This window comes from Microcoleus sp. N3A4, from assembly GCF_036701805.1.
GTDB lineage: Bacteria > Cyanobacteriota > Cyanobacteriia > Cyanobacteriales > Microcoleaceae > Microcoleus.
In genome coordinates, this window is the sequence record NZ_JAUBRJ010000029.1 from 64,748 (window position 1) to 87,102 (window position 22,355).

10 protein-coding genes are annotated in these 22,355 nt (G+C 47.5%); 9 read left to right on the forward strand and 1 reads right to left on the reverse strand.

What is annotated here, in order from left to right:
- The first annotated feature begins 42 nt into the window (after window positions 1–42).
- The 9 genes from QUA56_RS18085 to cruG all read left to right on the forward strand — a co-directional run bounded on the left by QUA56_RS18085 (window position 43) and on the right by cruG (window position 20,321).
- A complete protein-coding gene (locus tag QUA56_RS18085; RefSeq protein WP_333360005.1) occupies window positions 43–2,919 on the forward strand; it encodes a two-partner secretion domain-containing protein in 2,877 nt (958 codons plus the stop codon).
- Between the two features lie 65 nt (window positions 2,920–2,984).
- The gene (locus tag QUA56_RS18090; protein WP_333360007.1) at window positions 2,985–5,882 is read left to right on the forward strand and encodes a two-partner secretion domain-containing protein; all 2,898 of its coding nucleotides are present in this window, start codon (window positions 2,985–2,987) and stop codon (window positions 5,880–5,882) included.
- 64 nt (window positions 5,883–5,946) lie between these two features.
- Window positions 5,947–8,835, forward strand: coding sequence for an S-layer family protein (locus QUA56_RS18095; protein WP_333360009.1), 2,889 nt, complete (start codon window positions 5,947–5,949; stop codon window positions 8,833–8,835).
- 65 nt (window positions 8,836–8,900) lie between these two features.
- The gene (locus QUA56_RS18100; RefSeq protein WP_333360011.1) at window positions 8,901–11,789 is read left to right on the forward strand and encodes a two-partner secretion domain-containing protein; all 2,889 of its coding nucleotides are present in this window, start codon (window positions 8,901–8,903) and stop codon (window positions 11,787–11,789) included.
- Between the two features lie 64 nt (window positions 11,790–11,853).
- Window positions 11,854–14,772 (forward strand): two-partner secretion domain-containing protein, encoded by a 2,919-nt coding sequence (locus QUA56_RS18105; RefSeq protein WP_333360013.1) that lies wholly within the window; start codon window positions 11,854–11,856, stop codon window positions 14,770–14,772.
- 119 nt (window positions 14,773–14,891) lie between these two features.
- Window positions 14,892–17,507, forward strand: coding sequence for a CHAT domain-containing protein (locus QUA56_RS18110; protein ID WP_333360015.1), 2,616 nt, complete (start codon window positions 14,892–14,894; stop codon window positions 17,505–17,507).
- Window positions 17,508–17,527: 20 nt separating this feature from the next.
- The gene (locus tag QUA56_RS18115) at window positions 17,528–17,863 is read left to right on the forward strand and encodes a hypothetical protein (protein ID WP_333360019.1); all 336 of its coding nucleotides are present in this window, start codon (window positions 17,528–17,530) and stop codon (window positions 17,861–17,863) included.
- 80 nt (window positions 17,864–17,943) lie between these two features.
- The gene (cruF, locus tag QUA56_RS18120; protein ID WP_333360021.1) at window positions 17,944–18,885 is read left to right on the forward strand and encodes a gamma-carotene 1'-hydroxylase CruF; all 942 of its coding nucleotides are present in this window, start codon (window positions 17,944–17,946) and stop codon (window positions 18,883–18,885) included.
- A 233-nt stretch (window positions 18,886–19,118) separates the two neighbouring features.
- Window positions 19,119–20,321: a 2'-O-glycosyltransferase CruG gene (gene cruG / locus QUA56_RS18125; RefSeq protein ID WP_333360023.1), complete on the forward strand. Its 1,203-nt coding sequence runs from the start codon at window positions 19,119–19,121 to the stop codon at window positions 20,319–20,321.
- 195 nt (window positions 20,322–20,516) lie between these two features.
- On the opposite strand, the gene QUA56_RS18130 is transcribed toward cruG, so the two are convergent.
- Window positions 20,517–22,355, reverse strand: a 1,839-nt coding sequence (locus QUA56_RS18130) for an Ig-like domain-containing protein (RefSeq protein WP_333360026.1), incomplete at its 5' end; no start/stop codon positions are given.

Genomic DNA, 22,355 nt, shown 5'->3' on the forward strand with positions numbered 1-22,355 from the left:
CCGTCGCTATTTTTCTAATACAAAATTAACAAAACTTAAAAGATGCAGCGCCCATCTTCCGCCCTATTTTTTGCATTTTTACTGCTGTTTCCTTTCCCCGCGATCGCCCAAATTATCCCCGATAATAGCTTGGGTGCAGAAAGTTCGCGCACAGTTCCCGATACTATTAATAATTCACCCTCGGATAGAATCGAAGGCGGAGCCAATCGTGGAGTAAGTTTATTTCACAGTTTCCGAGAATTTAATGTGGGTGAAGGACGAGGAGCCTATTTTGCCAATCCTACGGGCATTCTTAATATTTTCACCCGCGTTACTGGTGGGAATCCTTCCAATATTTTAGGAACGTTGGGAGTTCAAGGAAATGCTAACTTATTTTTACTTAATCCGAAAGGGATTGTTTTTGGCCCCAACGCGCGGTTAGACTTACGCGGCTCTTTTATCGGTTCAACAGGTAGCGGCATTCTCTTTGATAATGGGTTTGAATTTAGCGCAGCTAATCCCAACGCAGTGCCATTATTAGCAATTAATATTCCTGTAGGTCTGAGATTTCGAGAAAATCCCGGGACAATAGTCAACACTTCCAGTGTCACTCAAGTTATTGAAGGCACAGAACTACCAGTTGGTTTAGCAGTTACTCCAGGTCAAACCTTAGCATTAGTGGGAGGCGATTTAACCTTTAATAATGGTTTTGCTAGCGCTTTTAGCGGCAACATTCAATTAGGAAGTGTGGCAAGTCCGGGTGTAGTAAGCTTCAATATCTCGCCAATCGGATTAGGTTTGGATTATACAAATATTGCTAATTTTGGGAAGATTGACTTATCAGGATTATCAGCGGTGACAGCCAGCGGGCCAGGAGGAGGTGCGATCGCAGTTAGGGGAGGAGAAGTGATTTTGCGCGATCGCGCTTCCCTCCTTTCCGATACCTTGGGAAATATTGACGGCCGCGATATTACCGTAGATGCAGCACAGTTAAGGATTTTAGACCAAGGCTTGATCTCAACTAGCACGATCGCTACAGGAAACGGCGGCAATGTTGCCATCCGCGCCGCTGACTCTGTAGAAATCAAAGGAACTGGATTTGATTTCTTTAAACAAACTATCCTCGATGCAGGCACAAGTGGAAACTCTAACTTCTCAAATCGGCAAAGCGGCATATTTGTCGGGACTGTGGGCGCGGGCACAGCGGGGAATATTACAGTTGACACTAAGCAGCTAAACCTTCGAGAAGGCGCGATCGCGATCGACCTGAGCGACGGTACAGGAGCTGGGGGGAATGTGGCAATTAGAGCTTCTGAATCAGTCGAAGTCAGCGAATCTGGCATACTCACCACTGCTATAAATCAAGGCAGTGGAGGCAATTTAACAGTTGATACCGCGAAGCTAACAGTCCGTAATGGGTCAGCCATATCATCCGCAACTGTGGGTGCAGGCAATGGCGGAAACTTAACCGTGAGAGCTTCTGACTCAGTGGTACTCACAGAGTACCGACCAGATAGCCCCGTTGGTACTGGGATTACCACTAACACTATTGGCGGTACGGGAAACGCGGGAAACATAGAAATTAATACACCCTCTCTGCTGGTAGAAGGGGGGACATCGATCACTTCTACCAGCGGGATCACAGCAACAGATAGGGTGATTCCTTCTGCTGGTCGGGGTGGAAACCTTACTATCAATGCCACCGACTCCCTGACGATAATTGGCAGCAGTACAAACGACAGCATATCCGCTGCTCGTGCTGCTCGCACTCAATTAGCTACTGGGACTGTTGCGAGTGGTAACTCTGGGGACTTGAGGATTAACACTAAGCGATTGATTGTTCAAGGTACAGCAGCAATAGGGGCCTCTACTATAGGTGAAGGACAGGGGGGAAACATTATTATCAACGCTTCGGAGTCGGTGGAACTAACAGGAACTAATGATAATTTGTCTAGTTCCGGCATAGCAACCGCTTCTGGAGATATTTTGCTTCAGGCTGTATTCCAGCTTCCCCCTCCCACAGGTGCGGCAGGAAATATCAGCGTTACTACCCCAAGGTTGACTGTCCAGAATGGGGCAACGATTAATGTTGGGAGTTTGGGATCGGGGCGTGCCGGTAATATTAACGTAGTTGCAGACTCGATCGCTCTGGATCGTAGAGGCATAATTGATGGCACGACTGTCTCCGGTACGGGGGCGAATATTAACCTCCAAGCGCAAGATATCCAGTTGCGGCGCGGCAGCAGAATTACAACCGATGCAGGTATTTCTGATGGTGGCAATATCAACATTAAAAGCGATATTCTGGTGGCTCTCCCCAACGAAAATAGCGATATTACTGCTAATGCGCGATCGGCCCAGGGTGGTCGCGTTAATATTAATGTCCCCAATGTTTTCGGGTTTACATCAGTGACTCGCGAACAGGTGCGAGCGAGTTTGGGATTAACAGATGCTCAATTTGCAGCGTTGCAAGTAAGTCCTACTTCTCTAATTCCTACCAGCGATATTGCGGCGATTTCCCAAAGTAGCGGCCCGGCTTTGCAAGGTAGTGTTACATTTAGTTCTTCAGGGGTGAATCCTGCTCAAGGTTTAGTGGAACTGCCACAAAATGTGGTGAATCCGGCTGCTTTAATTGCTGCAAATCCCTGCATCCGAGGGGCCGAGAGCGAGTTTACCGCTACTGGGAAAGGAGGAGTGCCTCCAAGTCCTAATGATGCCCTCAGCAGCGCTGCATCGCCGTTTCCTTGGGTGGAACCAGCGGTAGTTGAAAGTCAGCAAGTAGAAGGCCTCATAGCACCCATAGAAGTTCGGCCAACAGAAATTATTCCCGCTCAAGGTTGGGTAATGGACGATCGAGGACAAGTAACGCTGGTAGCCTATAATTCTGGTGGTGCATCTATTCTCCGTCCGAAACCGACGGGTGTTTGCGTACCTCGATAGGTACTCTTTAGGTTTTAGCTAACCCGTCGCTATTTTTCTCATATTAAATTAACCAGACTTCCAAGATGCAGCGCCAATCTTCCGCCCTATTTTTTGCATTATTACTGCTGTGTCCTTTCCCCGCGATCGCTCAAATTATCCCAGACAGCAGCTTGGGTGCAGAAAGTTCGCGCACTGTTCCCGATACTATTAATAATTCACCCTCGGATAGAATCGAAGGCGGAGCCAATCGTGGAGTAAGTTTATTTCACAGTTTCCGAGAATTTAATGTGGGTGAAGGACGAGGAGCCTATTTTGCCAATCCTACGGGCATTCTTAATATTTTCACCCGCGTTACTGGTGGGAATCCTTCCAATATTTTAGGAACGTTGGGAGTTCAAGGAAATGCTAACTTATTTTTACTTAATCCGAAAGGGATTGTTTTTGGCCCCAACGCGAGATTAGATTTACGAGGTTCATTTATCGGTTCAACTGGTAGCGGTATTTTATTTGATAATGGCTTTGAATTTAGCGCCGCTAATTCTAATGCAGTGCCATTATTAGCAATTAATATTCCTGTAGGTTTGAGATTTCGAGAAAATCCCGGCACAATAGTCAACACTTCCCAAGCAATTGGCCCCACACCAACCTTACCAACACTACCGATAGAAATTCCTGTTTCTAACAAACTTGGTTTAGCAGTAGATCCCGGTCAAACTTTAGGATTAATTGGCGGTGACATCCAACTACAAGGAGGAAATTTAACAGCTTATACCGGACAAATATTACTGGGAAGTGTGAAGAGTCCCGGTTTAGTACAATTTGAACCAACAGTTTTAGGTTTGAATTTAAACTACGATAATATTCAGAACTTCGGGAATATTGAAATGAACGGTGCATCGATAAACACCAGCGGATTAGGAGGTGGGAAAATTGACATCAGAGGCTCAAATGTCACCGTCAATAGTTCAGGAATTTATGGACTGACATTAGGAAATATTGATGGTAGAGGCATTGATATCAACGCCCAAAACTTGCGCGTACAGGGAGGGTCGCAAATTTCTACCTCGACACTAGGAGAAGGGAAAGGGAGCGATATCAACATCCGTGCTACTGAATTAGTAGAAATGAGCGGGATTGGCTTTGAGAGCTATCAACAATTTTTAGTTAATTATCGGAAATCGGGAACAATCAACCCTTTCGATCCGCAACTTGTTCTGGCCACTGGCACTGGTGGCACTGGAACTGCTGGAGAGATCGCGATCGATACCAAACGCCTGCTAATAAACAATGGGGCGATCGCAGGTAGCAGCACATTAGGTGTGGGAAATGGGGGAAATATCAACATCCGTGCCAATGTTTTCGATCAGGCTGGTTCTGCGCTCAGCAGTGGGACCTTTGTGGGTAGTAGCGGCGCGGGAGGAAACATCACCGTTGCTGTCCAGAAATTAACCGTGCGCGATGGTGGTAGTCTCACCAGTGTCACCAGCGGTGAGGGAGCAGCGGGGAATATCGACATTAAAGCGGCTGAATCAGTAGAAGTCTTAAGGACTCTCCCTGGAAGTGCGACCCAAACTGGGATCGCGGCTAATTCTTTAGACCCCAATGAGAAAGGCAGAGCCGGGGATATTACGATCGACACCAAGCGATTGATTATTAACCAAGGAGCCGGAATTTCTGTATCGAGCGGTACGAGTATTGGCAACAGTACCTTTTCTACTGGGGGACCCGGAGGCAATTTGACAATTAGGGCCTCTGAGTCGGTAGAGGTGACAGGTATCTCTTCTGGAGTTTTGGCAAATGGACAATACAATATTAGTTACCTCGCCAGTGAAACCAATGGCTCTAAGGGGGGAGGCAATATTTACATTGCTACGCCCAGGCTAACTGTGCGGGATGGGGGAGTAATTTTCATGTCTTCTGCTAATACGGGAAATGCAGGCAATCTCACGATTGATGCCGATCGCTTAGAAGTGAGTGGCACTGCTCTTAACGGTCAATTGATTAGTCAAATTGACGCTTCGGCGGGTAATTTACTCGGCACTCCCATTCCCAACGCTACGGGAAATGCGGGTTCAATTAATCTAAATGTCGGTCGATTAATTGTTCGAGATGGGGCAGCAGTCAGCGTCCGGGCGCAGGGTACGCCTAATGCTGGCACTCTCACAGTTGTAGCTGATTCAATTGCCCTTGATAATAAAGGCAGCATTAATGGCACAACTGGCTCTGGCGGTGGGGGAAATGTTAACCTGCAAGCGCGAGATATCCAGTTGCGGCGCGGCAGCAGAATTACAACGGATGCGGGTATTTCTGAAGGTGGAAATATCAGAATTAATAGCGATATTTTGGTGGCTCTCCCACGAGAAAATAGCGATATTACAGCTAACGCTCGCACAGCTAGGGGCGGTCAAGTTACGGTTAATGTACCCAATATCTTTGGTTTTTCTGCCATTAATCGCGAACAAGCTAGAAGTAGATTAGGACTGACTGATGCTGAATTTTCCGCCTTACAAGTGAATCCAACTTCTTTAATTCCTACTAGCGATATTGCAGCGATTTCTCAACAGGCAGGGCCGGCTTTGCAAGGTAGTGTAACATTTAGTTCTTCAGGAGTGAATCCCGCTCAAGGTTTAGTGGAACTGCCGCAAAATGTGGTGAATCCGGCTGCTTTAATTGCTGCAAATCCCTGCATCCGAGGGGCCGATAGCGAGTTTACCGCTACTGGGAAAGGAGGAGTGCCACCGAGTCCTAATGATGCCCTCAGCAGCGCTGAATCGCCGTTGCCTTGGGTGGAACCAGCGGTAGTTGAAAGTCAGCAAGTAGAAGGCCTCATAGCACCCATAGAAGTTCGGCCAACAGAAATTATTCCCGCTCAAGGTTGGGTAATCGACGATCGAGGACAAGTAACGCTGGTAGCGTATAATTCTGGTGGTGGTGCATCTATTCTCCGTCCGAAACCGACGGGTGTGTGCGTACCTCGATAGGTACTCTTTAGGTTTTAGCTAACCCGTCGCTATTTTTCTCATATTAAATTAACAGACTTCCAAGATGCAGCGCCAATCTTCCGCCCTATTTTTTGCATTCTTACTGCTGTTTCCTTTCCCCGCGATCGCTCAAATTATCCCCGATAATAGCTTGGGTGCAGAAAGTTCGCGGACAGTTCCCGACACGATTAATAACTTACCATCCGACAGAATAGAAGGCGGTGCAACTCGCGGCGTTAACCTCTTTCACAGCTTGCGCGAATTTAACATCCGTCAAGGGCGGGGAGCTTATTTTGCCAATCCCAGCGGAATTGCCAACATCTTCACCCGCGTTACTGGTAGCAACCCTTCTAATATTTTAGGAACTCTGGGAGTTTTGGGAAACAGTAACTTGTTTTTAATTAACCCAAAAGGGATTGTCTTTGGCCCCAATGCTCGGTTAGATTTGCGCGGCTCATTTATCGGTTCAACTGGTAGCGGCATTCTCTTTGATAATGGCTTTGAATTTAGTGCAGCTAATTCTAATTCAGTGCCATTGTTAGCAATCAATATTCCTGTGGGTTTAAGATTTAGAGACAATCCCGGTACAATTGTCAACTCTTCCCAAACAATGGCTCCTACATCAGCCTTACCGCCGCTACCCATAGAAATTCCTGCTTTTGAAAAACTCGGTTTAGCAGTAGACCCCGGTCAAACTTTAGCATTAATTGGCGGTGACATTCAACTGCAAGGAGGAAATCTAACTGCTTATACCGGACAAATTCTTCTAGGTAGCGTCAAGAGTCCAGGTTTAGTGCAATTTGAACCAACAGCTTTAGGTCTGAATTTAAACTATCGCAATATTCAGAACTTCGGCAATATTGAAATGAAGGGTGCATTTATAAATACCAGCGGATTAGGAGGTGGGAAAGTCGATATTCGAGGGGGAAATATTAATCTTAATGGTTCAGGAATTTATGGACTGACACTCGGAAATATCGATGGTAGAGGCATTGACATCAATTCCCAAAACTTGCGAGTAGAGGGGGGGTCGCAAATTTTCGCCTCCACACTAGGAGAAGGGAGAGGAAGCGATATCAACATCCGCGCTACTGACTCAGTAGAAATGATCGGGTTGGGAATTGAGGGCTATCAGCAGCTTACAGAAAATTTTCAGACATCTGGAACCGGCAACCCTTTTATTTCGCAAATTGTTTTGTTTACTAGCGCTATTGGCAGTGGAGCAGCCGGAGATATTAACATTGAAGCCGGACGGCTGTTGCTGAGCAATGGGGTAGTGGGCGGTGCCCCCACCTTTGGTGCTGGGAATGGCGGAAATCTGAGTATCCGCGCCAACACCGTCGAATTCGTCAGTTCAACGCTCTATAACGGAACAACGAACGAAAGCACTGGTCAAGGCGGAAACATCACTGTTGAAGCCCAACGGTTAATACTGCGCGATGGCGGTGCGTTTGCCAGCTTCAGCCTTAGTGATGGAGCATCGGGGGATATCGCGATTAAAGCGAGTGAATCTGTGGAATTATCGGGTAGTCTTCCTGGAGGTCTAGGGCAAACTCGGCTCGGCACGAATACTTTTGATGGGAATGGAAAAGGTGGGGATATTACGATCGACACTAAGCGGCTGAGTGTTTCTAATGGAGCCACAATTAGTTTAACGACGGGTGCGATTTTTGGCGAAGTTGTGTTTTCTTCAAGTGGGGGGACGGGAGGAAATTTAACTGTGAGAGCCTCCGAGTCTGTAGAAGTGAGCGGCGAGTCAAGATTTTTGGGGAATGCGGGCTATGTTGCAAGTTCTTTTGTTACTCAAACTGCAAGTTCTGGTAGAGGTGGAGATATCCGCCTCTCAACACCTAAACTAACTGTGCAGAATGGCGGCGTTATTTCTGCGGCTTCTTTGGGTGTAGCAGATGCAGGAGATATTACAATTAATGCCGATCGCTTAAAAGTGCAAGGTATTGGGAGTAACAGTCGGTTGAGGAGTGGAATTGAGGCCTCGGCTGGTAGGGCGTTTAATGCTGTAAATTCCACTGCCAGCGGAAATGCAGGCTCGTTGAATTTGAATGCTAATCAATTGATGCTTCGGGATAGTGCAGTGGTTAACGTTCAATCTTCAGGAACAGGTAGGGCTGGCAATATTAACGTTGTAGCCGATTCAATTTCCCTGGATAATAAAAGCATAATTGATGGCACGACTGTCTCTGGTACAGGGGCAAATATTAACCTTCAAGCGCAAGACATTCAGTTGCGGCGCGGCAGTAGAATCACCACGGATGCAGGTATTTCTGAGGGCGGTAATATCAGAATTAATAGCGATATTTTGGTAGCTTTACCGCGAGAAAATAGTGATATTACAGCTAATGCTCGGACAGCTAGGGGCGGACAAGTTACGGTCAATGTACCAAATATTTTTGGCTTTACAAGCCTTAACCGCGAACAAGCCAGGAGTAGTTTAGGACTGACTGATGCTCAATTTGCAGCGTTGCAAGTAAGTCCGACTTCTCTAATTCCTACCAGCGATATTGCGGCGATTTCCCAAAGTAGCGGCCCGGCTTTGCAAGGTAGTGTTACATTTAGTGCTTCAGGGGTGAATCCCGCTCAAGGTTTAGTGGAACTGCCGCAAAATGTGGTAAATCCGGCTGCGTTAATTGCGGCAAATCCCTGCATCCAAGGGGCCGATAGCGAGTTTACTGCTACTGGGAAAGGAGGAGTGCCACCGAGTCCTAATGATGCCCTCAGCAGCGCTGCTGCACCGTTTCCTTGGGTGGAACCAGCGGTAGTTGAAAGTCAGCAAGTAGAAGGCCTCATAGCACCCATAGAAGTTCGGCCAACAGAAATTATTCCCGCTCAAGGTTGGGTAATCGACGATCGAGGACAAGTAACGCTGGTAGCCTATAATTCTGGTGGTGCATCTATTCTCCGTCCGAAACCGACGGGTGTTTGCGTACCTCGATAGGTACTCTTTAGGTTTTAGCTAACCCGTCGCTATTTTCCTAAAATTAAATTAACCAGACTTCAAAGATGCAGCGCCAATCTTCTGCCCTATTTTGTGCATTCTTACTGCTGTTTCCTTTCCCCGCGATCGCCCAAATCATCCCAGACAGTAGCTTGGGTGCAGAAAGTTCGCGGACAGTGGCCGATACGATTAATAACTTACCATCCGACAGAATAGAAGGCGGTGCAACTCGCGGAGTAAATTTATTTCACAGTTTACGAGAATTTAACGTAGGTGAAGGCAGAGGAGCATATTTTGCCAATCCTAACGGAATTGCGAATATTTTCACCCGCGTTACGGGTGGCAATCCTTCTAATATTTTAGGTGTGCTGGGAGTACAAGGTAATGCTAACTTGTTCTTACTTAATCCCCAAGGAATTGTCTTCGGCCGCAATGCGAGGTTAGATTTGCGGGGTTCATTTTTAGCAAGTTCTGCTGATAGCATAGTTTTCGAGAAGGGCTATCAATTTAGCAGCAGCCATCCCCAATCATTACCGCTGTTAAATGTCAATATACCTATCGGTTTAAATTTTCGAGAAAATCCGGGAAAAATCATTAATAATTCAGCAGCACCAGCCTTGAGTTTACCAGAGTTACCTCCAGGGCTACCGCCGATTTTTAATAACATTGGCTTAGCAGTTGAACCCGGACAAACTCTCGCCCTAGTGGGCGGAGATATTGAATTAAATCAGGGAACTGTCACTGCATCAACGGGACAAATTTTGCTGGGTAGCCTCGCTAGTTCGGGGATTGTTGGATTTGAGGCAACGCCATTTGGATTAAGTTTAAACTATGACAATATTTCCAAGTTGGGTAATATTGAAATGACCAACGGCTCACAGATCAACACCAGTGGACTCGGTGGCGGCAAAGTCGAGATTCGAGGTGGAAATGTCAACCTCAATAATGGGCGAATTTATGCACTGACTTTGGGAAATATCGACGGCAGGGCGATCGACATTAACGCTCAAAATTTTCTAGCCCAAGGTGGAACGCAAATCTCCACACTGACAGCAGGAAGTGGTGCCGGAGGCGCGATCGACATCCGCGCTACCGACTCAGTAGAACTCATCGGGATTGGATTTGAGAGCTTTCAAAACTTTGTCAAAAATTATACAGCCTCTGGAAAAATCAACCCTTTTGACCCACAAATTCTGCTGGAAACTAGCACTGCTGGCATGGGAGATGCGGGAAACATCTTAATCGATACAGGACAACTGCTGATCGACAATGGAACCGTATCGGGTAGCGCTACGTTAGGTGCTGGCAACGCCGGAAATATGACCATCCGTGCCAGGGTTTTCGATCTGGTCGGTTCAGGGATCAACAGCGGCACACTCGCGGGGAGTACGGGTAGGGGAGGAAATATCACCTTTGAGGGAGAACGTTTTATCGTACGCGATGGCAGTGCGCTCATCAGCACCACTCGCAGTGAAGCACCATCGGGGAATATCAACATTAAAGCGAATGAATCAGTAGAAGTGCTGCGGACTCCGGCTCGAAGTCCCGTAGCAACCTTGATTGGTGCAACCGCAATCAGCATTAATGGGAAAGCCGGAGACATTAATATCGACACGAAGCGGTTGAGGATCTCTGAGGGAGGCGGAATTAGTTTATCTAGCGGATCGGTTGTGGGCAACCAACCCTTGAATACAACTGGAGGGCCAGGAGGTAATTTAACAATTAAAGCTACTGAGTCAGTCACACTAGAGGGTATTTCTGGAGTTTTGGCGAATGGGAGTCGGAATCCTAGTTTCATCTCCGCTGATACCACCTCTGCTGCTCGGGGAGGGAGTATGAACATTTCTACACCTTTAGTAATTCTGCGGGATGGAGGACTTATTTCTACTGCATCTTTAGGCAAAGGAGAAGCAGGAAGCCTCACGATCGATGCGGGGCGCGTAGAAATTATTGGTAATGGGGGTCAAGGTGAATTTAACAGTCAAATTCAGACTTCCGTTGGCATTGTCTCTCGCGTTAGAAATCCCAATGCTACGGCGAACGGAGGTTCCTTGAATCTGAATGTCGGGCAATTGATTCTTCGCAATGGGGGAACTCTAAATCTGCAAGCATTGGGTTCGGGACGGGCTGGTAACATTAACGTGAAAGCAGATGCAATTTCCCTTGACCACCAAAGCAGCATTGACGGTAGAACGGCATCCGGTGCCGGAGCAAATATTAACCTCGAAGCACGGGATGTTCAGTTGCGCCGAGGGAGCAGAATTACAACTGATGCCAGTATTTCTGATGGTGGCAATATCAACATTAAAAGCGATATTCTGGTTGCTCTCCCCAACGAAAATAGCGATATTACGGCTAATGCGCGATCGGCCGGGGGTGGTCGCGTTAATATTAATGTCCCCAATGTTTTTGGGTTTACATCAGTGACTCGCGAACAGGTTCGAGCGAGTTTGGGATTAACAGATGCTGAATTTGCAGCGTTGCAAGTAAGTCCAACTTCTTTAGTTCCTACCAGCGATATTGCGGCGATTTCCCAAAGTAGCGGCCCGGCTTTGCAAGGTAGTGTTACATTTAGTTCTTCAGGGGTGAATCCCGCTCAAGGTTTAGTGGCACTGCCGCAAAATGTGGTCGATTCCGCTGCTTTAATTGCGGCAAATCCCTGCATCCAAGGGGCCGAGAGCGAGTTTACAGCTACTGGGAAAGGAGGAGTGCCACCGAGTCCTAATGATGCCCTCAGCAGCGCTGAATCGCCGTTGCCTTGGGTGGAACCAGCGGTAGGTGGAAGTCAGCAAGTAGAAGGCCTCATAGCGTCCATAGCAATTGGGCCCACAGAAATTATTCCCGCTCAAGGTTGGGTAATGGACGATCGAGGACAAGTAACGCTGGTAGCCTATAATTCTGGTGGTGCATCTATTCTCCGTCCGAAACCGACGGGTGTGTGCGTACCTCGATAGGTACTCTTCAGGTTGTAGCTAAGCCCTCGCTATTTTTCTCATATTAAATTAACAGACTTCCAAGATGCAGCGCCAATCTTCCGCCCTATTTTTTGCATTCTTACTGCTGTGTCCTTTTCCCGCGATCGCTCAAATCATCCCCGATAATAGCTTGGGTGCAGAAAGTTCGCGCACTGTTCCCGATACGATTAATAACTTACCATCGGACAGAATAGAAGGCGGTGCAACTCGCGGAGTAAATTTATTTCACAGTTTCCGCGAATTTAATGTCGGTGAAGGACGAGGAGCATATTTTGCCAATCCTAACGGGATTGCGAATATTTTTACCCGCGTTACAGGTGGTAATCCTTCAAATATTTTAGGAACTTTGGGAGTGCAAGGTAGTGCCAATTTATTTTTACTTAATCCCAAAGGAATTGTATTTGGTTCCAATGCGAGGTTAGATTTACGCGGCTCGTTTATCGGTTCAACGGGTAGCGGCGTTCTTTTTGATAATGGCTTTGAATTTAGCGCCGCCGATCCTAACGCAGTGCCATTATTAGCAATTAATATTCCTGTGGGTTTGAACTTTAGAGAAAATCCCGGCACAATTGTCAACACTTCCCAAGCAATTGGCCCCACACCAACCTTACCGCCACTACCGATAAAAATTCCTACTTCTAACAAACTCGGTTTAGCAGTAGATCCGGGTCAAACCTTAGCATTAATTGGTGGAGACATTCAACTACAAGGAGGAAATTTAACAGCTTATACCGGACAAATATTACTGGGAAGTGTGAAAAGTCCCGGTTTAGTACAATTTGAACCAACAGCTTTAGGACTGAATTTAAGCTATGACAATATTCAGAACTTTGGCAATATTGAAATGAACGGTGCGTCCATCAATACCACCGGATTAGGAGGTGGAAAAATTGACATCAGAGGTGGAAACGTCACCGTCAGTAGTTCGGGAATTTATAGCCTGACACTAGGAAATATAGATGGTAGAGGTATTGACATTAATGCTCACAATTTACGAGTAGATAGAGGAGCCCAAATTCTCACTTCGACCCTGGGAGATGGAAACGGGAGTAATATAAACATCCGCGCGACTGACTCAGTAGAAATGATTGGGTTGGGAATAGGAGGCTATCAGCGATTTTATACCCAATATATATTATCTGGAACTCTCAACCCCTTTGATCCCCAAATTGTAATCAACAGTGGTACTGTTGGCAGTGGAACTTCTGGAGAGGTTAATATCGATACCGGACGGCTGCTGCTGCGGGATGGGGTAGTAGGCGGTACCGCTACCCTGGGTGCTGGAAATGGGGGAAATTTGAATGTCCGCGCTAACACCTTCGAGATCGTTAGTTCAGCAATCAATAATGGAACAACTAAGGAAAGTAGCGGCTCTGGCGGCAATATCAATATTGAAGCCCAACGGTTAATTGTACGCGATGCTGGTGGTTTGGTTAGCATCAGCCGCAGCGATGGAGCATCAGGAAATATCGCGATTAAAACAACTGAATCTGTAGAATTGTCGGGGGGACTTCCAGGAAGTCCCGCGCAAACTCGGATCGGTACAAACTCTTTTGATGGCAATGGTAAATCCGGGGATATTACCATCGACACTAAGCGGCTAACTGTTTCTGATGGAGCCTCAATTAGTTTATCAACGGGTGCGGTTATTGGGCAAGTCGTGTTTTCTAGGAATGGAGGTCTAGGAGGAGATTTAACTGTGAGAGCTTCCGAGTCTATCGAAGTGAGCGGGGTATCTGGAGTTTTGGGAAATGTAGGATTCGGAGCGAGTGCTCTGGCTACTCAAACTTCAAGTTCTGGTCGGGGTGGAGATATCCGCCTCTTTACGCCCAGACTTACTCTACGGAATGGAGGGATTATTTCTGCGGCTTCTTTGGGTGCAGTAGATGCCGGAAATATAACAATTGATGCCGATCGCATAGAAGTTCAAGGCACGGGGAGTAACGGTCGTTTCGCAAGTAGAATTGAGGCTTCGGCTGGCAGTTTTTCTATTATTGTCAATCCCAACGCTACGGGGAATGCAGGCTCTTTGAATTTGAATGTTAATCAATTGATTGTCCGCGATGGGGCAACAATTAGTGTTCAGTCTTTAGGAAAGGGAAGGGCTGGCAATATTAATGTTGTAGCCGACTCAATTGCCTTGGATAACAAAGCCCGCATCGACGGTACAACTGACTCTGGTGGTGGAGGAAATGTTAACCTCCAAGCGCGAGATATCCAGTTGCGACGCGGCAGCAGAATTACAACGGATGCAGGTATTTCTGACGGTGGAAATATCAGAATTAACAGCGATATTCTGGTAGCTCTCCCACGAGAAAATAGCGATATTACAGCTAACGCTCGGACAGCTACCGGAGGAAAAGTTACGGTCAATGTACCAAATATTTTTGGCTTTACAAGCCTTAACCGCGAACAAGCCAGGAGTAGTTTAGGACTGACTGATGCTGAATTTGCAGCGTTGCAAGTAAGTCCGACTTCTCTAATTCCTACCAGCGATATTGCGGCGATTTCCCAAAGTAGCGGCCCGGCTTTGCAAGGTAGTGTTACATTTAGTTCTTCTGGAGTGAATCCCGCTCAAGGTTTAGTGGAACTGCCGCAAAATGTCATAAATCCGGCTGCGTTAATTGCTGCAAATCCCTGCATCCGAGGGGCCGAGAGCGAGTTTACCGTCACTGGGAAAGGAGGAGTGCCATCCAGTCCTAATGATGCCCTCAGCAGCCCTCTATCGCCGTTGCCTTGGGTGGAAGAGGCAGGAAGTTCGGCAACGAGCAATGTAGAGGATTTAACCGATGTAACCGATCGAGGGAAGAAGCAAGAAGGGGAAATCCCCGATCGGGAAGTTGTTCCGGCGCAAGGTTGGGTGGTGAATGCGAAAGGAGAAGTTACGCTTGTTGGATACAATGCGGGTAATGCTGCTGACGATCGCAATCCTCGACCGATTTCTGTTTGTGTACCCCGTTGAAATTAGTTTTTTTTGACCGCAGATGCAGGCGGATTAACGGGGATTAACGCAGACAAAGGATAAGATGTATTTGGGTTAATTGGTAAGTGTGTCTGCAGTTGTAATTTTATTTTTTAAATATGAAGCTTACTCGATCGCTCCGGCAAGTAATTCTGTTATTTGTGATTTCCTGTCTGCTATCCGTTGCGATTCCTCCCGGAGTTGCTCAGGTTAATCCACCACAAGCGGTGCAGCTTGTCCGACAAGCTCGAAGTCTGTACCGAGAGGAACGTTTTTCGGAAGCTGTACCGCTGTTGCAGCAAGCGGCGGCGCAGTTTGAGGCAAAAGGCGAAAATCTCGCTCGCGCCACAGCTTTGAGCAATTTAGCTGCAACCTACGGGCAGTTGGCGCTTTGGGAACAGGCAGAACAAGCTGTAAATTCGAGTTTGTCGGCTGTGCGAACACAGGCAAAAACTCCCGAACAGCAGCGGATTTTGGCGGAAACTCTCAACATTCAAGGACAGTTGCAACTCGAACGGGGGCAGACTCAAGATGCGATCGATATTTGGAAGCACGCTGCTCAAATATTTGAGCAAATTGATAGTAAAAACCAACTTTTTCAAGTTGAAATTAATCAAAGTCGGGCTTGGGAAAATCTCGGACTTTACCCCAGAGCTTGCAAAATTTTGTTAGCTTCTTTTAAGCTGGAAAACCAAACTTGCGAAGTTTCGACGGCGGGTTTGGAAAATTTGAAAAATCAGCCGATTTCCCTCGAAGAAGTCCGGGGAATTAATGCTTTAGGCCGGGTATTGCGGGTTTTGGGACAACTGGAACGTTCCCAGGATTTACTGTCAGCGGGACTGGAAGCGGCCCAAAAATTAGGCGTGCGGCAAGAGGAGGCTGCAATTTATCTCAATCTGGGCAACACGGCGCGGGCTAAAAGCAATAAACCGGGTTTGACACCCAAACAGCGCGCTGATTTGGAACGCTCGGCCCTAGAATATTATGCTCGATCGACCCAGGCGATGCCGGAGCAATCGCCTCTACAAATTCAGGCGAAGTTAAATCAATTGAGTTTGTTGGTCGATCGCAAAAATTGGTCGGAGGCACAAGCTTTGTGGCGTTCCATCGAACCTCAAGTTACTGAATTTCCGTCGAACCGCGCCGGACTTTACGCTCAAATTAATCTAGCTCAAAGCTTGATGAAATTAGCTCAGTCGCCTGCGGAAACTTTGAGTTTAAGCGATATTGACAAAATGCTCGATCGCTCTCTCGAACCAGCAAACAGTTTGGGCGACCAACGGATACAAGCTTATATTCTGGCAGCTAAAGGCAAACTATCGGAAATCCAAAATCAGTATCAGAAAGCGGAAAATCTCACAATTCAGGCTTTGAGTTTAGCACCGGCATTTCAATCTCCCGATATTGCTTACCAATTGTTTTGGCAACTTGGACGGATTCGGAAAACTCAGGGGAATACAGAAGGGGCGATCGCTCAATATACTCAAGCTGTGAATATATTGTCTTCTCTGCGCGGCGATTTGGTGACAGTCAATCCCGAAGTGCAATTTTCGTTTCGGGAAAGTGCCGAACCGGTTTATCGGGAATTAGTCGGGCTGCTTTTGCAAGAGGAATCCCCAAGTCAAGCTAAATTGAAACTGGCGCGCCAAACGGTGGAATCTTTGCAGTTGGCGGAATTGGACAACTTTTTTCGGGATGCTTGCGCTGATGCTAAACCAAAGTCGATCGAGGAAATCGATCCTACAGCGGCGGTGATTTATCCGATTATTTTGAGCGATCGTTTGGAGGTAATTTTGTCAATTCCCGGCAAACCCCTGCGCCGCTACACTACTAAGAAGTCTCAAGCCGAGTTGGAAACTGCCTTCAGACAAGCCAAAAATGTCATCAGGCCTGCTGCTTTCCCCCGCGACAGGAGGCCTCCCGTCCAACAGGTTTACGACTGGTTAATCCGCCCTGCGGAAGCGGATTTGACGGCTAGCGGGATTAAAACCCTGGTATTTGTGCTCGACGGTTATTTGCGAAATCTGCCGATGGCTGTGCTGCACGACGGTGAAAAGTTTTTGGTAGAAAAATACAGTATTGCTTTAGCGCCGGGACTGCAACTGCTGGCACCGAAACCGCTGAGCCAAGTCAAGTTAAAAGTGCTCACCGCTGCCCTCTCGGAAGCGCGTCAAGGCTTCTCGGCTTTGCCGGGGGTGACGGGGGAAATTCAACAAATTGCAGCCCAGATGCCTGCGACTTCGCTGCTGAATCAAGATTTTGTCAGCGGGCGGTTGCACGATCGAATTAAAGCTTTGTCTTACCCGATCGTCCATTTGGCAACTCACGGTCAGTTTAGCTCGAATGCGGCGGATACTTTTATTGTGACTTGGGACGAGAAAGTGAATGTTAAGGAGTTCGATCGACTGCTGCGAGCCCGCACTGGGGAGAAACAACAGCCGATCGAACTTTTGGTTTTGAGTGCTTGCGAAACAGCTTCGGGCGATAACCGCGCTGCTTTGGGTTTGGCCGGGGCCGCAATTCGATCGGGTGCCCGCAGCACCGCCGCCACCCTTTGGCAAGTCAACGACGAATCTACAGCTATCTTTATGGCTGAGTTTTACAAGCAGCTTGCTTCTTCTAAAACCAGCAAAGCTGAAGCCCTCCGCAACGCTCAATTAAAGCTGCTGAAAAACCAACAGTATCAGAATCCCTATTTATGGGCGCCTTTCGTGCTAGTGGGCAATTGGCAGTAATTTAAGATCGGGCATGGGGCATGGGGCATCGGGCATGGGGCATTGGGCATCGGGAATTGGGCATCGGGAATTGGGCATCGGGCATGGGGCATGGGGCATCGGGCATGGGGCTTGCAGTCAACAGCCAACAGCCAACAGCCAACAGTCAACTGACAACAGTCAACAGTCAACTGACAACAGTCAACAGTCAACTGACAACAGTCAACAGTCAACAGTCAACAGCCAACAGCCAACAGCCAACAGCCAACAGTCAACAGTCAACAGCCAACAGTCAACAGTCAACAGCCAACAGCCAACAGCCAACAGTCAACAGTCAACAGCCAACAGTCAACAGCCAACAGCCAACTGACAACTGACTTAAATGCTTGATTTTTTGTTAAAAATTGTAAACTGTTAGGGAGTGCTTTCCGCATCTAATATTTTTTCGAGGAGTCCCATGAAGCAACTTTTGATTGCTGAGCGCTTTTGCCTGATAACCCACGTCTTCTCAATGGCTTTTGGATTGGCAGGGTTGCTGCTGATTTTACCCCGTCCCGAATTGGTGATGAGTTTGCCACCAACAGGGCAAACTCTATTCCAGTGGGGGATGGCTGGGGGTGGAGTAGTTTATATCATCTTTGGTGCAGCAGCGGTTGCTCTCTATGCCTTCCGGACATTGGGTTTGGCTGCAACTCTGGCTTTTTTACTGCCTTCTGTGTTTTTGTCCTTGGGTAGCGAGTTGTTGGGAACGAGTACGGGTTTTCCCTTCGGCAACTACCACTATTTGAGCGGTTTGGGTTACAAAATTGCAGGGCTGGTGCCGTTTACAATTCCCCTCTCGTGGTTTTATCTGGGACTGGTTTCCTATGTAATTGCTCGCGCTGGAGTAGGGGTTGGTAAAGCTGAACTCAACTGGGTGCGCCAAATAGGGGCGATCGCCCTTGGTGCTTTGCTGCTAACCGCTTGGGATTTTGTACTAGATCCGGCGATGAGTCAAACTTCTGTGCCTTTTTGGGAATTTGAGGAACTTGGGGCTTTCTTTGGAATGCCTTACCGCAATTTGGCTGGTTGGATGGGTACGGGGGCGCTATTTATGTCTGTAGCAGCTTTCTTCTGGAGAACAAGACCGATTAAATTAGAGCGCTCGGAATTAGGTTTGCCCTTAATTGTTTATTTGGTAAACTTTGCTTTCGGAGCAATTATCACTGTAACTTCCTTGGATTCTCGGTTCTGGTTCCCGACATCGCTAGCTGTGCTTCTGGGTGTAGTTCCGGCGATCGCTTTAAGCTGGATCGCTAAACCCGCAGCAGGTGAGGTAACAAAAACTATGCCGTCTTTGGATACATCTGCTCTCAAGGCTGAAATTTCACCTCAGCCCGTGGGCGTTTTGCGAAAGTAAGTCGCTAGCGAGCAACAGCGGCTGATTTAGCAAAAACTTACACTAATTTTTGAGCTAGTTTAAAAACCCGGTTTCTACAAGAAACCGGGTTTTTCAGCGGCGATATTTTCATTCCCAATTCCTGTAATATGTTTGAGGCAAAAATTTTATTAAATTTTTTAAATTGACACCAACCGTAATTCCCAATTCTTCAATTGAAAATCTAAAATCTAAAATCTAAAATCTAAAATCCCATGATCGCCCCTCACCTCTTCTCCCAACCGCTGACAAGTATCATCGCTGTCGCACTCCTGCTGCTGCAATTGCCCGCCGCAGCCCTTCTTATGTCGCGTTTGATTAAAGGCCCATCGCGCATCCCGCCCCTGGAACCGGATTCGCCCACACTGGATTTGTTGGGTGCTTGTACTGCGGTAGTGCCGACTTTGAACGAAGCCGATCGAATTTCGCCTTGTTTGGAAGGATTAACCAGCCAAAGTTACGAACTCCGAGAAGCGATTGTGGTTGACAGCTATTCGGTAGACGGAACCGGAGATTTAGTCAAAGCAGCAGCACAAAAAGACCCCCGGTTTCGCTTGATTAACGACGATCCGCTGCCGGCGGGTTGGGTAGGGCGTCCGTGGGCGCTGAATGCGGGTTTTTTGGCAAGTTCCGAGAAGTGCGAGTGGATTTTGGGGATAGATGCGGATACTGTGCCGCATCCGGGTTTGATTGCGAGTTTGCTGAAGACGGCGGCGGCTGGAAATTACGATTTGATTTCGCTGTCGCCGCAGTTTATCCTCAAGTATCCGGGGGAGTTGTGGCTGCAACCTGCTTTGTTAATGACTTTGGTTTATCGGTTCGGGCCGACGGGGACTGGCGGGGATGTGCCGGAACGGGTGATGGCGAACGGTCAGTGTTTCTTGTGCAAGCGCGAGGTTTTGGTGGCATTGGGGGGCTATGAGGTCGCGAGGGGTTCGTTTTGCGATGATGTGACTTTGGCTCGCTATGCGGCTGCTAAGGGCTTTAAGGTGGGCTTTTTGGATGGGGCTAAGGTGTTGAAGGTGCGGATGTATGAGGGGGCGATCGAGACTTGGAATGAATGGGGTCGATCGCTGGATTTGAAAGATGCTGCTTCTGGCGGTCAAATTTGGGGCGATTTGTGGCTGTTGCTGGCAGTTCAAGGTTTGCCGGTACCGATTGTGTTGTGCTATTTGCTGTTTGGTTCGCTGCCGCCGGTTGGTGTATTTCCGCAGTTTTGGCTGTTGGGATTGAATGTATTTTTGGTTGCAGTGCGATCGGCTTTGTGTTTGGCGATCGCACCTTCCTACGATACAACTGGGGCATCTGGTAAATGGCTGTTTTGGCTGTCACCTTTGGCCGATCCGCTGGCGTTTTTGCGAATTCTCATTTCTGCATTGAATCAGCCTACTCAGTGGCGCGGCCGAAAGTATGAATAATCTTTAAATTTTTGCTAGATATTTTAAAATTGGTATATAGCGGTTCGAGCGAAAGATTCGCGGACGTTGTTGGGCCCCGGCCCAATAAGTCTGGGTGGTTATGTAAGCTGTCAGTCATACCTCATCTTTTTGAGAAAGGCTATAAGTGCGAGCTCCCTTTTGGATCGAATGGGCGATCGTACTTTTCTTGATTTCCTAAATCAACCGGAAATTAGCGGATGTTATCGCAGTCGCACTCACTCCAACCATCACACCTAACTCTTCCCCTGTCAAGGCATTTTTGATGAGAGTTCCCTGAGTATTTTGAGTTATTGCTAACTGGCTAAAGCTCAAACCTCCGCTTAGTGCGATCGAATCTTGACCCACGGTAAAATCAGCGATCGTGTCAAATCCTCGATCGGCTTTTAAGACAAAGATATCGTTACCGCTACCGCCAATCAAACTATCATTACCCGAGTCTCCGTAAAGAATATCATCACCTTGACAACCAGTGAGAGTATCGTTGTCTTCGCCTCCGTAAAGAGTATCATTTCCTTCACACCCTCCCAGGATATCTGCTTGTTCGTTACCGCTGATCAAATCATTACTTTCACCGCCGCAGATGGTATCCGAACCCTGGTTGCCAAACAGGTAGTCATCACCTTGACTGCCAAGCATGATGTCATCACCTTTGCCTCCATATAAGGTGTCATTATCCTTACCGCCATCGATGAAGTCATCATTTCTATTTCCATAAACGATGTCATTACCTTCGCGGCCATTTAGGGAGTCATTGGCTTTGCCTCCAAAGATTAAATCATTGCCCAAGTCGCCAAGAATAATGTCATTATTTTCATCTCCAAATAGGATGTCATCACCTGTGCCACCGCTGATAAAATCATTACCTTTGTTGCCGTTGAGGATGTCGCGAATCTCGCCACCATATAAGTTGTCATCCCCGGATTTGGCATCGAATATGTTGCCCGTGTTGCTACCCAGTAATTCATCGTTTTTGGCAGTGCCTATTTGAATGCCCGATACACCGAGTATGGTGTTTTCAACTGCATTGGGTTGGTTTAAGTTGGGATAGGCAATGTCATCGCAGATGCAGTCATCGTTGGGGATGTTGTTGGTTGTTGGTGTTGGCGCAGGGGTTGGTGTCGGTGTCGGTGTCGCTGTTTCCGCAGGGGTTGGTGTCGGTGTCGGTGTCGGTATGGATGCGGGTGTGGGTATTGGTATTAGTATGGGCGGGGGCACTGATGCCGCAACATTCACGCTAAAAGTACCTAAATTGCTAGCAGCAGACAAATTGCCAACAACATCCTTCACCTGCGAGGCTTGCAAATTAACTGTGTAAGTACCATTGTCAGCATTATCCCAAGTTCCCCCAGGCGGGGTAAACGAATATGTCGCTGTACGTGGCGTACCATTGCCAGTGGGTGTGGCACTAATAAAGGTAGCAGGAATAGCACCACCTGACCAATTTACAACAACGTCAGAATTATCTAAACTGCTAACATCAACTCCACTACTATCGCTGAAAGTAACTGTCAATGTCTGGCTTGTACCACCCGCTGTAGTAATGTTAGAAATTGCACTCAAGTTAGCAGTAGGTGGGGTGACATCAACAATAGGTGTGGTGACATTAGCAGTGCGAGTCAGTTGCGTGGCTGCTGCGGTATTGTTATTACCGGCTGTATCCGTAGCTTTGGCTGCGGGAATATCTACGGTGACATTACCGCTAGCAGCGGGAGTGACATCAAAGGTGTAAGTTTTGGCATCAACTTTCACAAAGTTACTGACATTCGCATTGGCTACGGTGATATCAGTATTATCAAACCCGTTGACATCTTCATTAAAGGTAGCAGTAACGTTAAATAAGCCAGTTACTGTTGGTGTTGAAGTTGATGTTAAGGTAACAGTAGGTGGGGTGATGTCAGGTGTGGTGATATTAGCAGTGCGAACCAGTTGCGTGGCTGCTGCGGTATTGTTATTACCGGCTGTATCCGTAGCTTTGGCTGCGGGAATATCTACGGTGACATTACCGCTAGCAGC

What these genes read in the sequence shown, in the direction of transcription:
- QUA56_RS18110 (WP_333360015.1), top strand. Translation starts at nt 14,892, where the DNA reads ATGAAGCTTACTCGATCGCTCCGGCAAGTAATTCTGTTATTTGTGATT.
- QUA56_RS18085 (WP_333360005.1), top strand. Translation starts at nt 43, where the DNA reads ATGCAGCGCCCATCTTCCGCCCTATTTTTTGCATTTTTACTGCTGTTT.
- QUA56_RS18095 (WP_333360009.1), top strand. Translation starts at nt 5,947, where the DNA reads ATGCAGCGCCAATCTTCCGCCCTATTTTTTGCATTCTTACTGCTGTTT.
- QUA56_RS18115 (WP_333360019.1), top strand. Translation starts at nt 17,528, where the DNA reads ATGGGGCATCGGGCATGGGGCATTGGGCATCGGGAATTGGGCATCGGG.
- QUA56_RS18090 (WP_333360007.1), top strand. Translation starts at nt 2,985, where the DNA reads ATGCAGCGCCAATCTTCCGCCCTATTTTTTGCATTATTACTGCTGTGT.
- QUA56_RS18100 (WP_333360011.1), top strand. Translation starts at nt 8,901, where the DNA reads ATGCAGCGCCAATCTTCTGCCCTATTTTGTGCATTCTTACTGCTGTTT.
- cruG (WP_333360023.1), top strand. Translation starts at nt 19,119, where the DNA reads ATGATCGCCCCTCACCTCTTCTCCCAACCGCTGACAAGTATCATCGCT.
- QUA56_RS18105 (WP_333360013.1), top strand. Translation starts at nt 11,854, where the DNA reads ATGCAGCGCCAATCTTCCGCCCTATTTTTTGCATTCTTACTGCTGTGT.
- cruF (WP_333360021.1), top strand. Translation starts at nt 17,944, where the DNA reads ATGAAGCAACTTTTGATTGCTGAGCGCTTTTGCCTGATAACCCACGTC.